This window comes from Kitasatospora sp. NPDC096077 (assembly GCF_040303245.1).
Classification (GTDB): Bacteria; Actinomycetota; Actinomycetes; order Streptomycetales; family Streptomycetaceae; genus Kitasatospora.
Map to the genome: position 1 here is coordinate 198,501 of NZ_JBEOSV010000003.1, position 14,857 is coordinate 213,357.

10 protein-coding genes are annotated in these 14,857 nt (G+C 68.6%); all 10 read right to left on the bottom strand.

Annotated features, from left to right (window positions below):
• Window positions 1–35: 35 nt before the first annotated feature.
• A complete protein-coding gene (locus ABTZ03_RS04520) occupies window positions 36–3,929 on the bottom strand; it encodes a DNA-directed RNA polymerase subunit beta' (RefSeq protein ID WP_350511348.1) in 3,894 nt (1,297 codons plus the stop codon).
• A gap of 114 nt (window positions 3,930–4,043) precedes the next feature.
• Window positions 4,044–7,520, bottom strand: coding sequence for a DNA-directed RNA polymerase subunit beta (rpoB, locus tag ABTZ03_RS04525; RefSeq protein ID WP_350511349.1), 3,477 nt, complete (start codon window positions 7,518–7,520; stop codon window positions 4,044–4,046).
• 675 nt (window positions 7,521–8,195) lie between these two features.
• A complete protein-coding gene (gene rplL / locus ABTZ03_RS04530) occupies window positions 8,196–8,582 on the bottom strand; it encodes a 50S ribosomal protein L7/L12 (protein WP_350511350.1) in 387 nt (128 codons plus the stop codon).
• 90 nt (window positions 8,583–8,672) lie between these two features.
• A complete protein-coding gene (rplJ, locus tag ABTZ03_RS04535; RefSeq protein WP_350503606.1) occupies window positions 8,673–9,236 on the bottom strand; it encodes a 50S ribosomal protein L10 in 564 nt (187 codons plus the stop codon).
• 359 nt (window positions 9,237–9,595) lie between these two features.
• Window positions 9,596–10,489, bottom strand: coding sequence for an SCO4651 family lipoprotein (locus tag ABTZ03_RS04540; RefSeq protein ID WP_350511351.1), 894 nt, complete (start codon window positions 10,487–10,489; stop codon window positions 9,596–9,598).
• Window positions 10,490–10,593: 104 nt separating this feature from the next.
• Window positions 10,594–11,535: an SCO4651 family lipoprotein gene (locus tag ABTZ03_RS04545; RefSeq protein WP_350511352.1), complete on the bottom strand. Its 942-nt coding sequence runs from the start codon at window positions 11,533–11,535 to the stop codon at window positions 10,594–10,596.
• Between the two features lie 83 nt (window positions 11,536–11,618).
• A complete protein-coding gene (locus tag ABTZ03_RS04550) occupies window positions 11,619–12,458 on the bottom strand; it encodes an SCO4651 family lipoprotein (RefSeq protein WP_350511353.1) in 840 nt (279 codons plus the stop codon).
• Between the two features lie 104 nt (window positions 12,459–12,562).
• Entirely contained in the window at window positions 12,563–13,360 is a 798-nt protein-coding gene (locus ABTZ03_RS04555; RefSeq protein ID WP_350511354.1) for a hypothetical protein, read from the bottom strand.
• A gap of 177 nt (window positions 13,361–13,537) precedes the next feature.
• A complete protein-coding gene (gene rplA / locus ABTZ03_RS04560; RefSeq protein WP_350511355.1) occupies window positions 13,538–14,260 on the bottom strand; it encodes a 50S ribosomal protein L1 in 723 nt (240 codons plus the stop codon).
• A 77-nt stretch (window positions 14,261–14,337) separates the two neighbouring features.
• Window positions 14,338–14,772, bottom strand: a complete 435-nt coding sequence (gene rplK / locus ABTZ03_RS04565) for a 50S ribosomal protein L11 (RefSeq protein ID WP_350511356.1) — start codon at window positions 14,770–14,772, stop codon at window positions 14,338–14,340.
• Between the last annotated feature and the right edge of the window lie 85 nt (window positions 14,773–14,857).

Here is a 14,857-nt window from a genome sequence, read left to right on the forward strand (position 1 = left end):
TGCGATCAGCGGCCGTCGCCGGCCGAGGAGCTGACTCAGCCGGTGTACGGGCCGTAGTCGTAGTCGTCCAGCGGAACCGCCTGGCCGGAGCCGGCGCCGAAGGGCGACAGGTCGTAGTCGTCGTAGCCGACGGCCGAGTACATGGCGGCCTTGGCCTCCTCGGTCGGCTCGACCCGGATGTTGCGGTAGCGGGGCAGACCCGTACCGGCCGGGATGAGCTTACCGAGGATGACGTTCTCCTTGAGGCCCAGCAGCGGGTCCGACTTGGCGTGGATCGCCGCGTCGGTGAGGACCCGGGTCGTCTCCTGGAAGGAGGCGGCCGACAGCCAGGACTCGGTGGCCAGCGAGGCCTTGGTGATACCCATCAGCTGCGGACGGCCGGAGGCGGGGTGACCGCCCTCGGCGACCACGCGACGGTTCTCGGTCTCGAAGCGGCCGCGCTCGACGAGCTCGCCCGGGAGCAGCTCGGCGTCGCCCGACTCGATGATCGTCACGCGGCGGAGCATCTGCCGGATGATGATCTCGATGTGCTTGTCGTGGATCGACACGCCCTGCGAGTTGTAGACCTTCTGGACCTCGGCGACCAGGTGGATCTGGACGGCACGCTGGCCCATGATCCGCAGGACGTCGTGCGGGTTGGTGGCACCCATGGTCAGCTTCTGGCCGACCTCGACCGCCTCGCCCTCGCTGACCAGCAGCTTCACACGCTTGGAGACCGGGTAGGCGATCTCCTCGCTGCCGTCGTCCGGGGTGATGACGATCTTGCGGGTCTTCTCGGTGTCCTCGATCCGCGCGCGGCCGGTGGCCTCGGAGATCGGGGCCACACCCTTGGGGGTACGGGCCTCGAAGAGCTCGACGACACGCGGCAGACCCTGGGTGATGTCGTCACCGGCCACACCACCGGTGTGGAAGGTACGCATGGTCAGCTGGGTACCGGGCTCACCGATGGACTGGGCGGCGATGATGCCGACCGCCTCACCGATGTCGACCAGCTTGCCGGTGGCCAGCGAGCGCCCGTAGCAGAAGGCACAGGTGCCGACGGCCGACTCACAGGTCAGGATCGAGCGGGTCTTGACCTCGCCGATGCCGTGGCGGATCAGCTCGTCGATCAGCACGTCACCGAGGTCGGTGTTGGCGGTGGCCAGCAGCTTGCCGTCGACGGTGATGTCCTCGGCGAGCATGCGGGCGTACACGCTGGTCTCGACGTCGTCGGCCTTGCGCAGCACGCCGTCGGCGCCCACGGAGCCGATCGCCAGCTTCAGGCCGCGCTCGGTGCCGCAGTCCTCCTCGCGAATGATGACGTCCTGGGAGACGTCGACCAGACGACGGGTGAGGTAGCCGGAGTCGGCGGTACGGAGGGCGGTGTCGGCCAGACCCTTACGGGCACCGTGGGTGGAGATGAAGTACTCCAGCACGGTGAGACCCTCACGGAACGACGCCTTGATGGGTCGCGGGATGGTCTCGTTCTTGGCGTTCGACACCAGACCACGCATACCGGCGATCTGGCGCATCTGCATCATGTTTCCACGAGCACCCGAGTCGACCATCATGAAGATGGGGTTCGTCTTCGGGAAGTTCTCGTTCATGGCCTCGGCGACCTCGTTGGTCGCCTGGGTCCAGATGCCGATGAGCTCCTGCTTGCGCTCGTCGTTGGTGATCAGGCCGCGCTCGTACTGACGCTGGACCTTCTCCGCCTTCGCCTCGTAGCCCTCAAGGATCTGGGGCTTGTTCGGCGGGACGACGACGTCGGAGATCGAGACGGTGACACCCGAGCGGGTCGACCAGTGGAAGCCGGACGCCTTCAGGTTGTCCAGGGTCGCCGCGACGACGACCTTGGGGTAGCGCTCCGCCAGGTCGTTGACGATCGCGGAGAGCTGCTTCTTGCCCACCTCGTAGTCGACGAACGGGTAGTCCTCGGGCAGCAGCTCGTTGAAGAGCGCGCGACCCAGGGTGGTCTTCAGGCGGAACGGCTCGCCGTCGAACCAGTTCGACTGGCCCTCCTCGTCCACCGGCGGGGTCCAGCCGCGGGGCGGGACGGTGCCGGCGCCGAGGCGCAGCTCGATCGGGGCCTGGACGTCCAGCTCGCGGGCGTCGAAGGCCATGATCGCCTCGGCGGTCGACGAGAAGGTGCGGCCGGCGCCCTTCACGTTCTCGCGGTCCGAGGTCAGGAAGAACAGACCGAGCACCATGTCCTGGGTCGGCATGGTGACGGGGCGACCGTCGGCCGGCTTCAGGATGTTGTTCGAGGACAGCATCAGGATGCGGGCCTCGGCCTGCGCCTCCGCGGAGAGCGGCAGGTGGACGGCCATCTGGTCACCGTCGAAGTCCGCGTTGAACGCGGTGCAGACGAGCGGGTGGATCTGGATGGCCTTGCCCTCGACCAGCTGCGGCTCGAAGGCCTGGATGCCGAGGCGGTGCAGGGTGGGCGCACGGTTCAGCAGGACCGGGTGCTCGGCGATGACCTCTTCGAGCACGTCCCACACGACCGGGCGGGCGCGCTCGACCATGCGCTTGGCCGACTTGATGTTCTGCGCGTGGTTCAGGTCGACCAGGCGCTTCATCACGAACGGCTTGAAGAGCTCCAGCGCCATGGCCTTGGGCAGACCGCACTGGTGCAGCTTGAGCTGCGGGCCGACGACGATGACCGAACGGGCCGAGTAGTCGACTCGCTTGCCGAGCAGGTTCTGACGGAAACGACCCTGCTTGCCCTTCAGCATGTCGCTGAGGGACTTCAGGGGCCGGTTGCCCGGGCCGGTGACCGGACGACCGCGGCGGCCGTTGTCGAACAGCGCGTCGACGGCCTCCTGGAGCATGCGCTTCTCGTTGTTCACGATGATCTCGGGGGCACCGAGGTCGAGCAGGCGCTTCAGGCGGTTGTTGCGGTTGATCACGCGGCGGTACAGGTCGTTCAGGTCGGAGGTCGCGAAGCGGCCACCGTCCAGCTGCACCATCGGACGCAGGTCCGGCGGGATGACCGGGACGCAGTCCAGGACCATGCCGTTCGGCTTGTTGCTGGTCTGCAGGAACGCGGAGACGACCTTGAGGCGCTTGAGCGCACGGGTCTTCTTCTGGCCCTTGCCGGTGCGGATGATCTCGCGGAGGCGCTCGGCCTCCTCCGCCAGGTCGAAGGTCTCCAGGCGGTCCTTGAGGGCCGCGGCGCCCATCGAGCCGGAGAAGTAGGTGCCGAAGCGGTCGCGCAGCTCGCGGTAGAGCAGCTCGTCGCCCTCCAGGTCCTGGACCTTGAGGTTCTTGAAGCGGGCCCACACCTCGTCGAGGCGGTCGAGCTCGCGCTGCGCGCGGTCGCGCAGCTGCTTCATCTCGCGCTCGGCGCCCTCGCGCACCTTGCGGCGCACGTCGGCCTTGGCGCCCTCGGCCTCCAGCTCGGCCAGGTCGGTCTCGGCCTTCTTGGCGCGGCCTTCGAGGTCGGAGTCGCGGCGGTTCTCGATCTGCTGGCGCTCGACCGAGACGTGCGCCTCCAGGGACGGCAGGTCGCGCTGGCGGCGCTCGTCGTCGACCCAGGTGATCATGTAGGCGGCGAAGTAGATGACCTTCTCGAGGTCCTTCGGCGCCAGGTCGAGCAGGTAGCCGAGGCGGGACGGCACACCCTTGAAGTACCAGATGTGGGTGACCGGGGCGGCCAGCTCGATGTGGCCCATCCGCTCACGACGCACCTTGGCGCGGGTCACCTCGACGCCGCAGCGCTCACAGATGATGCCCTTGAAGCGGACGCGCTTGTACTTACCGCAGTAGCACTCCCAGTCCCGGGTCGGACCGAAGATCTTCTCGCAGAAGAGTCCGTCCTTTTCGGGCTTCAGGGTGCGGTAGTTGATGGTCTCCGGCTTCTTGACCTCGCCGTGCGACCACTGGCGGATGTCGTCGGCGGTGGCCAGGCCGATGCGGAGCTCGTCGAAGAAGTTGACGTCAAGCACTGGTCGTCAAGCCCTCTTTCGTGATTCGAGAGTTTGTCTGTGGTCTGAGGGGGGCCTGGGGGCGGGCCGGCTGCACGCTGCTTGATTCAGAAGCGCGAGCCGGCCCGACCTCCGTCAGACCTCTTCGACGCTGCTCGGCTCGCGCCGGGACAGGTCGATGCCGAGCTCTTCGGCGGCGCGGAAGACGTCCTCGTCGGAGTCCCGCATCTCGATGGACTGGCCGTCCGAGGACAGCACCTCCACGTTGAGGCAGAGCGACTGCATTTCCTTGATGAGCACCTTGAAGGACTCGGGAATGCCGGGCTCGGGGATGTTCTCGCCCTTGACGATGGCCTCGTAGACCTTCACGCGGCCGAGGACGTCGTCGGACTTGATGGTGAGCAGCTCCTGCAGGGCGTACGCGGCGCCGTACGCCTCGAGGGCCCACACCTCCATCTCACCGAAGCGCTGACCACCGAACTGCGCCTTACCACCGAGCGGCTGCTGGGTGATCATCGAGTACGGACCGGTCGAACGGGCGTGCAGCTTGTCGTCGACCAGGTGGTGCAGCTTGAGGATGTACATGTAGCCGACCGAGACCGGCATCGGGAACGGCTCGCCGGAGCGGCCGTCGAACAGCCGGGCCTTGCCGGTGGAGTTCACCAGGCGCTCACCGTCACGGGTGAGGATGGTGTTGTCCAGCAGGCCGGTGATCTCGTCCTCGCGGGCGCCGTCGAAGACCGGGGTGGCGAGGTTGGTGCCACCCTCGACCTGGTCCGCGCCGATCGCCTGGAGGCGCTGGGCCCACTCGTCGGCGAGGCCGGAGACGTCCCAGCCCTGCTTGGCGAGCCACCCGAGGTGGATCTCCAGGACCTGTCCCGGGTTCATTCGGGACGGGACACCCAGCGGGTTGAGGATGATGTCGACCGGGGTGCCGTCCTCGAGGAAGGGCATGTCCTCGACCGGAAGGATCTTGGAGATGACACCCTTGTTGCCGTGACGGCCGGCGAGCTTGTCACCGTTGGTGATCTTGCGCTTCTGGGCCACGTAGACGCGGACCAGCTGGTTCACGCCCGGCGGGAGCTCGTCGCCCTCTTCGCGGTCGAAGACGCGGACGCCGATGACCTTGCCGGACTCACCGTGCGGGACCTTCAGCGAGGTGTCGCGGACCTCACGGGCCTTCTCACCGAAGATCGCGCGGAGCAGGCGCTCCTCGGGGGTCAGCTCGGTCTCACCCTTCGGGGTGACCTTGCCGACGAGGATGTCACCGGTGACGACGTCGGCGCCGATCCGGATGATGCCGCGCTCGTCGAGGTCGGCGAGGACCTCCTCTGAGACGTTCGGGATGTCCCGGGTGATCTCCTCGGGGCCGAGCTTGGTGTCACGGGCGTCGACCTCGTGCTCCTCGATGTGGATCGAGGAGAGGACGTCGTCCTGCACGAGGCGCTGCGACAGGATGATCGCGTCCTCGTAGTTGTGACCCTCCCACGACATGAACGCCACGAGCAGGTTCTTGCCGAGGGCCATCTCGCCCTCGTCGGTGCACGGGCCGTCGGCCAGCACCTGGTTGACCTCGACCCGGGCGCCCTCGTCCACGAGCACCTTCTGGTTGAAGGCGGTGCCCTGGTTGGAGCGGGTGAACTTGGCGGCGCGGTACGTGGTGTACGTGCCGTCGTCGTTGGCCACGGTGACGTAGTCGGCCGAGACCTCCTGCACCACACCGGACTTCTCGGCGGTGATGACGTCCGCGGCGTCGACGGCGCAGCGGTACTCCATGCCGGTGCCGACCAGCGGGGCCTCGCTCTTCAGCAGCGGCACCGCCTGGCGCATCATGTTGGAGCCCATGAGCGCGCGGTTGGCGTCGTCGTGCTCGAGGAACGGGATCATGGCGGTCGCGACCGACACCATCTGGCGCGGCGAGACGTCCATGTAGTCGATCTCGGAGCCCGGGATGTAGTCGATCTCGCCACCACGGCGGCGGACCAGGACACGCGGCTCGGCGAAGTGCAGGTCCGCGGTCAGCGGGGCGTTCGCCTGGGCGATGACGTAGCGGTCCTCCTCGTCGGCGGTGAGGTAGTCCACCTTCTCGGTGACCACACCGTCGACGACCTTGCGGTACGGGGTCTCGATGAAGCCGAAGGCGTTGACCCGGCCGTACGAGGCCAGCGACCCGATCAGACCGATGTTCGGGCCTTCCGGGGTCTCGATCGGACACATGCGGCCGTAGTGCGAGGGGTGCACGTCACGGACCTCGAAGCCGGCGCGCTCACGGGAGAGACCACCGGGACCGAGGGCGGACAGACGACGCTTGTGGGTCAGGCCCGACAGCGGGTTCGTCTGGTCCATGAACTGCGACAGCTGGCTGGTGCCGAAGAACTCCTTGATGGAGGCGACGACCGGCCGGATGTTGATCAGGGTCTGCGGCGTGATCGCCTCGACGTCCTGGGTGGTCATGCGCTCGCGCACGACGCGCTCCATACGGGCGAGACCCGTACGGACCTGGTTCTGGATGAGCTCGCCGACGTTGCGCAGGCGGCGGTTGCCGAAGTGGTCGATGTCGTCGACCTCGACCACGATGTCGCGGCCGGTCTCGTCACGCCACTCGGTCTCGCCCGCGTGCAGCTTCACCAGGTACTTGATCGCACCGATGATGTCGGGCTCGGTGAGCACGCCGGAGTCCAGCGACTCGGCGTTGCCCAGCTTGCGGTTGAGCTTGTACCGGCCGACCTTGGCCAGGTCGTAGCGCTTCGGGTTGAAGTACAGGTTCTCCAGAAGCGTCTGCGCGGCCTCGCGCGTCGGCGGCTCGCCGGGACGCAGCTTGCGGTAGATGTCCAGCAGCGCGTCGTCCTGGCCCTGGGTGTGGTCCTTCTCCAGGGTGTTGCGCATCGACTCGTACTCGCCGAACTCCTCGAGAATCATCTCGTTGGTCCAGCCGAGAGCCTTCAGCAGCACGGTGACGGACTGCTTGCGCTTGCGGTCGATGCGGACACCGACCATGTCGCGCTTGTCGATCTCCATCTCCAGCCAGGCACCACGCGAGGGGATGACCTTGCAGGAGTAGATGTCCTTGTCGGACACCTTGTCCAGGGTGGAGTCGAAGTACACACCCGGGGAGCGGACCAGCTGCGAGACGACGACACGCTCGGTGCCGTTGATCACGAACGTGCCCTTGTGGGTCATGAGCGGGAAATCGCCCATGAAGACCGTCTGAGACTTGATCTCACCGGTCTCGTTGTTGGTGAACTCGGCCGTGACGAAGAGCGGGGCCGCGTACGTGAAGTCGCGGTCCTTGCACTCGTCAATCGAGTTCTTCGGCGGCTCGAAACGGTGGTCGCGGAAGGTCAGCGACATCGACCCGCTGAAGTCCTCGATCGGGGAGATCTCCTCGAAGATCTCCTCCAGACCGGACTTGGTGGGGACGTCCTGACCGGACTCCAGCGCCTGCTCGACCCGGGACTTCCAGGCCGCGTTGCCGAGCAGCCAGTCAAAGCTCTCGGTCTGCAGGGCCAGGAGGTTCGGGACCTCGAGGGGCTCCTTGATCTTCGCGAACGAGACGCGGAGCGGGGCGGTGGATGCGGCGGAATTGTTCGAGGCGTTGCGCGGCGCGGCCAAGAGGGGGGTCCTTCCGAGGGCTCGGAGCTCACTACGCGCGTACCAGCCGGGCCTGCTTGGGCCTGGGTTCCGCCTCCCTCGCCACTGGCCTCCGCCGGGGTCGAAACCCCAGGTCAGAGCCGCTTTGCGGAGGCGGTGCCAGACCCCATCAGGGCAACGCAAACTCCGGGCGACGAGTCACGGAGAAGCTAACAGGCAGCGCAAAGGGACAGTGTAGCCAAAGGCGACACTGCTGTCCAGCTCTGATTCGGAAACCGAATCGGAGACTCCTCCCGGTAGCCGGCGGACGCGGACGCCCACCGGGTACTGCTCTAACTCACGTGGAGTCATTTCCCGCCGGAGCCGCTGGTTATGCATCCAGCCGCACACCAACCCGGGCGGACTCGCGCCTTGAGAATCGCGCGCCTCGCCGGGTTCGTCAAGGGCCCGCCGGCGGCGCGGACCTCGACCCGTCTATCGGCCCAGACCCCTCCGGCGTTACAGAAGCCGTGGTCGGGGCCACTCTCGATGACGGTGATCACCATACTCCTCGCCGCCGACAGTGCCGAGTGGGCGATCGGCCACACCGGTGGTTCCCCCGCCGCCCCGGCCGGGCCCCGGGAACGCAAAAGGCCGGGCCGATCACCCGCAAGGGTGATCGGCCCGGCCTCAGGCCCCCTCAGAGGGGGCGAGAAGTCACTTGACGGTGACCTTGGCGCCGGCACCCTCGAGGGCGGCCTTGGCCTTCTCGGCAACGTCCTTGGCAACCTTCTCCAGGACCTTGGCACCAGCGGTGTCAACGAGGTCCTTGGCCTCCTTCAGGCCGAGGGAGGTCAGGGTGCGCACCTCCTTGATGACCTGGATCTTCTTGTCGCCGGCACCGTCGAGGATGACGTCGAACTCGTCCTGCTCCTCGACGGCCTCAGCGGCGCCACCGGCGGCGCCACCAACGGCGGCAACGGCGACCGGGGCGGCAGCGGTGACGTCGAACTTCTCCTCGAAGGCCTTCACGAAGGCAGCGAGCTCGATGAGGGTGAGCTCCTCGAACTGCGCGAGCAGCTCGTCCTGGGACAGCTTCGCCATGATTGGCGTCCTTCCACTAAATCGGCAGGTGGTGCCGGATGTACGGGATGGCGGGCGTACGGGCCCGCAGCGAGGCGTGAGCCTGCCGAATTACTCGGCGGCCGCGTCCTCGGCGGCGGGAGCCGGCGTACCGGCACCGCCCTGCTCGACCTTGTCGCGCAGCGCGTCCACAGTGCGGACGAGCTTCGACGGCAGGGCCTGGAAGAGCGCGGCAGCCTGGGACTGCTTGGCCTTCAGGGCACCCGCCAGCTTGGCGAGCAGCACCTCGCGGGACTCGAGGTCCGCGAGCTTCTTGATCTCATCGGCGGACAGCGCCTTACCGTCAAGGACACCGCCCTTGATGATGAGAGCGGGGTTCTCCTTGGCGAAGTCACGCAGAGCCTTCGCCGACTCCACCGGGTCACCGGTGACGAAGGCAACAGCCGTCGGACCGTTGAACAGGTCGTCCAGCTCGGAGATCCCGGCCTCGTTGGCCGCGATCTTGGTCAGCGTGTTCTTCACCACGGCGTACTCGGCGTTGTCGCCGAGCGAGCGACGCAGGGTCTTGACCTGCTTCACCGAGAGACCGCGGTACTCGGTCAGCAGCGCCGCGGAGGAGCCACGGAACTTGTCCGTGATCTCGGCGACGGCGGCAGCCTTGTCGGGCCTGGCCATAGGCTTACGCCTCCTTCCGTGATGTCGAAGTCCGGCCGACCGCGAAGTCGACCATTCACACCTCGAACCGACCGGAACGGAAGGAAAGCCCCTGCAAAATGCAATGAGCCCCGATGCGCAGGCGCACGGGGCTCGAAACGACCTCTACGGGCAGTCGCGCGGACGCGGCACCCGGAAATCGAAGCTCCAGACACACCTGCGCGGGCTGCCTGCGACGAATCGCAGATCCTTCGGCCACCGGCTCCCTGACGGGGGCGCGGCGACAACCAGCGGTCTTTGGCTTCGGCAACAGTAACCGGACTCGTCCGGACGACGCAAATCGCCCTCGGACGGGTGAACCCGGCAGGGCGCGGTGGGGCTCAGCGGGCCAGTGGGGAGACCGTCCGGACGCCGGTGTCCACGGTGTCGGTCTCGGCCGGGGCCTGGGCCGAGAGCAGCGCGCCGGCCGGGTCGGAGTAGACCACCGAGTCGTCGGCCCGGCCGCTGTCCCCGGTGCCGGTGCGCTGGAGCCGGACCAGCTGGTCCTTGTCGTTCAGCCAGAGGTCCAGGGTGAGCGAGACCGAACCGCCGGGGGCCAGCGCGGCCCGCAGGCCGTCCCGGCGGGCCTGGGTCAGCTGGGACTGGGCGGCCGCGTACTTCTCCGCGGTGGTGGTCACCCGGTAGTGCTCGACGGTCGAGTCCTCGTACTTCTCCTCGCCGACGAAGCTCGGCTCCATCCCGTCGGCGTTGGCCGCGGCCAACGCCTCGACCGGGTTGAGCAGATCGATCAGCCCCGCGTACGGGACCTCCTTGTGCCCGTCCGGGTCGGGCTGGACGGTGAACCGCTCCCAGTGCTTGCCGCCGTTCTTCGCCGCGGTGGCCGCGTCGCCGCCCTGGTAGCCGACGGTGTCCACGACGATCAGCTGCTCGGCGTCGCCCGGGGTGGAACGCTTGATCTGCAGCGCCGTCTTGGGGGCCCAGAACAGCGGACCGGAGCCGGCGTCCGCACCCAGCCGGTAGCTGACCTTGGCCCGGCGGGCGGTCTGCATGGCCAGCTGGGCGGAGAGCAGCACCCCGTGCGGCGAGCGGTCGGTCGGCTTGGCCGGTCCGGTCGGGGTGGCGGTGGTGGCGGGGGCACTGCTGGTGCTGGCGCCGGCCGACGGCGTCGCGGGCGCCTCGCCGCCGCCGCAGCCGGTCAGCCCGCTCGCGAGCACGGCGACCACGGCCAGGGCCGCCAGCCGCCGCCGTACCGCCATCGTCCGTTCCTCTCTCACCGGGCCACCTTGCCATCCGGACCCGGCCCGGCCGGTGGCGGCCCCCTGGTCGGGCCGCCCCGGCGCCGGTCCGTCCACCGGGACGGACCAGTCGGGTGCCGGGATCAGCTGCCGGAGCCGGCCTTCTTGCCGAGCTTCGCCAGGTCGGCCATCTCGATCGTGTCGGCCTTGTCCGGCGCGGTCGTGGCGATCGGGGTGCCGTAGTCGGAGTAGGTGACGCCGAAGGTCATCCGGCCGGCCTTGGTGTCCGCCTGCCCGGTCTGCTTCAGCACCAGCTGGTCGGAGTCCACCCAGACGTCGATCGCCTCGGTGGTGATCCCCGCGGTAGCCAGCTTCTGCTTCATCTGGTCGACCTGCTCCGGGGTCATCTTGCTGCCGTTGGCCGCCACCAGGTCGGCGACCTTCAGCGTGCCGGCGTAGTGGGTGGCCTGCTTGCCGTCCACCGTCTCCTTCCCGATCTCGGTCACGCTGCCGGAGGCGATCAGGGTCTGCACCGCCTCGACCGGGTCGGCCTTCCGCATCTGGTCGGCGCTATTGGCGCCACCCTGCATCTTGGACATGTCGTCGAAGCCGATGTGCACCCAGTGCCGCCCGTCGGTCGACTGCAGGAGCTGGCCACCGAGCTTCATGTACATGCCGTCCTTGACGAACCGGTACGTGAACGCCGAACTGCCCATGCTGCTGGTCAGCTGCTCGGCACCGGGCAGGCTGGACATGTCCACGGTCAGGTCGCCCTGGAGGCCGTCGGCCCAGCCGATGGCCCCGTCGATCTTCATCGGGATGCCACCGACGGTGACCTCTTCGGTGATCTTGGCCGACTTCGCCTCGCTCGTCTTCTTGCTGACCTGCTCCAGGAAGACCGCCGGGCTCACCTTGGCCGGCGGGGTGGTCGGGGCGGCGGCGGTGGTCGCGGCCGCCGCGGCGGTGCCCGTCGCGGCCGGGGCGGCGTTCTTGCCGTCCGAGTCGTTGTTGTTGTTGCAGGCGGTCGCGGTCAGCGCCAGGGCGGCGAGGACGACGGCGACAGCGGTCTTGCGGGTTCCAGCCATGGTGTTCCCCCCTTGAGAACCCCCGGGCGCGCTACGCGCCCGGGGTGGTAGCCGGTGGTCGGTGCGGTCGGTTCCGGGCCTGCTCAGCCGAACAGCTTGAGCAGGTCGGCCTGGGAGCCGAGGTCGCCGGCGGCGGGCGCCTCGACCTTGCCGCCCTTGCCGAGGTCGGAGTACTTCACGGTGACGGCCTTGGAGGCGCCGTTGGAGTCGCCGTACTCCTGGTACTTGACGAGCTCCTGCTTGTCGTTCAGCCAGAAGTCGACGGTGAGGGTCTTGCCGTCCTCCTCCAGCGTCTTCTGGACGGACTGGCGCTGCTCCTGGGTGAGCGAGGTCATCCCGGCGACCAGGGTGGCGGTGTCCTCGACGGCCCGCAGGTGGGTGGTCTGGACGCCGTCCACGCTCTCCTGGCCGACCTTGCTCGGCTTGCCGCTGGCGGCCGCGATGGTGAGCTGGGTGACCGGGTTCATCATCTGGCCCATCACCGCGAAGGCACCGCCCATCTCCTCCGAGTTGGGCACCTGGATCCAGTGCTTCCCCTGGAGGGCCGCGGCGTCGTCGCTGCCGATGTAGGCGTCCGCCCCGATCACCCGGATCTTGAGCTTCTTGCCCTCCATGTCGCCGGTCACGTCCAGGGCGACCTTGGCCGGGTCCTTCCAGTCGGCGGTGCCGCTGCCGCCCGGGTTGGAGGCGTCCGGGGAGGTCATGGCGACCTTGCCGTTGCCCGCCTTCTGCATCGCCAGGGCGGCGGCCGCGAGGGCGGCCTTCGGGTCCGCGGGCGCTCCGGCCGCGGCGGCGGCCGCACCGGCGTCCTTGCCGTCGCCGGCCGAGGCCTTGTTGTCGCTCTTGCCGCTGCCGCAGGCGGTGAGCGCGGCCAGCAGGACGGCGGCGGTCGCGACGGTCGAGGCGAGACGGACAACGCGCATGGAGGTACCCCCGGTAAGTTCATCGGAAGAGCCGGTCATCGGCTTCTTCTCAGCGGACTCTAACGGATCGCCGGAACCGGACCGCACCGGATTTCCCGCTCCGGTCACCCGGTCGCGGCGGGCGTCGTCTCCCCCGACCCGGAGGGTGAGACATCGGTCGTGGTCACCGTGGTTCCGGCACTCCCCCGGGCCGTCTCACGCAGCCTCAACAGCCGCTGGCCGGGCCCGACCCAGACGTCGTAGCCGATCTCCGCGACCCCTCGCCGGCGGTACCAGTCGACCACCGAGGTGAGCTGACCCGGGCTCAACTCCCGGTCCGCGCCGAAGTAGTCGGCCACCGGGGCGGCCCCCTGGTAGTGCGCGACGGTGGTCCCGGCCAGCTGCTCGCCGCCGAGCGAGCGCAGCCGGTCGGTCTGGGCCATCCCGTACGCCCGGCTGCCCGGATTGGTGACCAGCGCGGTCATCCAGCCGCCCGCGTAGCCAGTCGGGTCGGGGGCGCCCGGGTCGGCGGCGGCCGCCGGGTCGAGCGACTCCGCGGTGGCGCGCTCCGCGTGCCTGGTCGCGCCGCCCTGGTACGCCAGGTCGAACGCGCCGTCCCGGAGGGTCAGCCGCCCGCTGCCCAGTTCGTCGGTGACGGTCAGCTCGGCCTCGTCCCGGTCACCCCAGACCAGCGTGCCGCTCGCGGTGCGCCGGCTGCCGTCCGGGCCCTCCCGGACCAGGTCGATCCGGGCCCCGCCGGTGTCGTCCAGCGCCTGGGCGGCGGTGAGCACCACCTGCTTGGGCGGGATCGGCGCCGGCTCACCGGGGACGCGGGTGCCCGGGACGGCCAGCACGCTGCATCCGGTGGTGGCGCCGAGCAGCAACAGGGCCGCCGCGAGCACGGCGGGGCGAAGGGTGGGCACGGCACGCTCCGACGGTCACGGGTTCTCCACATGATCTGACCGGCAGAGCGTACGACGACTCGGTCAGCCGTTCCCATCCGCCCTGGGAAAAGCCCCGGAGGAACGACGACGGCGGGCCCGCACCCCCGGTGAAGGGGGTACGGGCCCGCCGTGCGGACTGCTCTAGAGCGCTGAGGCTCAGACCGCGGCCGGGTCCTCCTCGACGAGGAGGTTGCGGGTGCGGTTCGAGTCCACCTGGATGCCGGGGCCCATGGTGGTCGAGAACGCGGTCTTCTTGATGTAGCGGCCCTTGGCGGCGGACGGCTTGGCGCGGAGCACCTCGTCCAGCGCGGCGGCGTAGTTCTCGACCAGCTGCTCGTCGGTGAAGGAGACCTTACCGATGATGAAGTGCAGGTTCGAGTGCTTGTCGACGCGGAACTCGATCTTGCCGCCCTTGATCTCGTTGACGGCCTTCGCGACGTCCGGGGTCACGGTGCCGGTCTTCGGGTTCGGCATCAGACCACGGGGACCGAGCACGCGGCCCAGGCGGCCGACCTTGCCCATGAGGTCCGGAGTGGCGACGACGGCGTCGAAGTCGAGGCGGCCCTTGGCGACCTCGTCGATGAGCTCGTCGGAACCGACGATGTCGGCGCCCGCAGCACGCGCGGCCTCGGCACGCTCGCCGGTCGCGAAGACCAGGACCCGAGCGGTCTTACCGGTGCCGTGCGGGAGGATCACGGTGCTGCGGACCATCTGGTCGGCCTTGCGCGGGTCGACGCCCAGACGCATGGCGACCTCGACGGTGCCGTCGAACTTGGTGGTGCTGGTCGCCTTGGCGAGGCGGACGGCCTCGAGGGGGGCGTAAAGGCGCTCGCGGTCGACCTGGGCGTCCGCGGCCTTCAGGGCCTTGCTGCGCTTCATGGCTGCTCCTGAATGGTGAATGGAGTTGTGGTGTCTCGGGCCTGCGCGGGCCCTACCACAGGGGACAAGGGGGCTTTTCAGCCCTCGACGGTGATGCCCATCGACCGGGCGGTGCCGGCGATGATCTTCTCCGCCGCGTCCAGGTCGTTGGCGTTCAGGTCGGGCATCTTGGTCGTGGCGATCTCACGGACCTGGGCGCTGGTGAGCTTGGCGACCTTGGTCTTGTGCGGCTCGCTGGAGCCCTTGTCGATACCGGCGGCCTTCAGGATGAGGCGCGCGGCCGGCGGCGTCTTCGTGATGAAGGTGAAGGAACGGTCGTCGTAGACCGTGATCTCCACCGGCACGATCATGCCGCGCTGCGACTCGGTCGCAGCGTTGTAGGCCTTGCAGAACTCCATGATGTTGACGCCGTGCTGACCCAGCGCGGGGCCGACCGGCGGCGCGGGGTTGGCCGCACCGGCGTTGATCTGGAGCTTGATAAGCCCCGTGACCTTCTTCTTCTTGGGAGGCATGTCTCTCCGGGTCCTTCCGAGAGGTGATTGCTGGTGCGTGCGAGACCGGGGCGACACCCGGTCGCCAGCACACACATCGAACCAG

What these genes read in the sequence shown, in the direction of transcription:
- rplL (WP_350511350.1), bottom strand. Translation starts at nt 8,582, where the DNA reads ATGGCGAAGCTGTCCCAGGACGAGCTGCTCGCGCAGTTCGAGGAGCTC.
- rplJ (WP_350503606.1), bottom strand. Translation starts at nt 9,236, where the DNA reads ATGGCCAGGCCCGACAAGGCTGCCGCCGTCGCCGAGATCACGGACAAG.
- ABTZ03_RS04545 (WP_350511352.1), bottom strand. Translation starts at nt 11,535, where the DNA reads ATGGCTGGAACCCGCAAGACCGCTGTCGCCGTCGTCCTCGCCGCCCTG.
- ABTZ03_RS04550 (WP_350511353.1), bottom strand. Translation starts at nt 12,458, where the DNA reads ATGCGCGTTGTCCGTCTCGCCTCGACCGTCGCGACCGCCGCCGTCCTG.
- rplA (WP_350511355.1), bottom strand. Translation starts at nt 14,260, where the DNA reads ATGAAGCGCAGCAAGGCCCTGAAGGCCGCGGACGCCCAGGTCGACCGC.
- rplK (WP_350511356.1), bottom strand. Translation starts at nt 14,772, where the DNA reads ATGCCTCCCAAGAAGAAGAAGGTCACGGGGCTTATCAAGCTCCAGATC.